Source organism: Oceanibium sediminis (assembly GCF_003265325.1).
GTDB classification, from domain to species: Bacteria; Pseudomonadota; Alphaproteobacteria; order Rhodobacterales; family Rhodobacteraceae; genus Halovulum; species Halovulum sediminis.
This window is the reverse complement of sequence record NZ_QGNX01000097.1, coordinates 1-290: the sequence shown is the minus strand read 5'-3', so window position 1 is coordinate 290 and position 290 is coordinate 1. Positions and strand designations below refer to the sequence as shown.

Sequence of the window (290 nt, the reverse complement as noted above, 5' to 3'; positions counted from 1 at the left end):
AAAAGAATGGATCTCTGCACGAAGAATTAAGAAAACTCAAAAGAGAACAAGAAATTCAATCAATCAGGCTATGTGAAATTTTGGAACAAAGAAACAAAGCACAAGAGGAATTGGAAGCTAAAAATCATGATCAACAAAATCAATCTCATCAAAATGAAGACCTTGTTGATCAAATCTCTGAAGAAAATGAAGAAATCATGATTCTTAAGACACAAAATGAAAGAATAAGGAATGCTCTGAATTAGGAAAGAGAAATCTGTGAAAGAATACTAAGGGAATTAAGAGCTGAA

At 31.4% G+C, this 290-nt stretch carries 1 protein-coding gene; it reads left to right on the top strand.

Annotated features, from left to right (window positions below):
- A partial coding sequence (locus DJ029_RS21875) for a hypothetical protein (RefSeq protein ID WP_157966490.1) occupies positions 1 to 245 on the top strand: 245 nt, incomplete at its 5' end.
- Positions 246 to 290 lie beyond the last annotated feature (45 nt).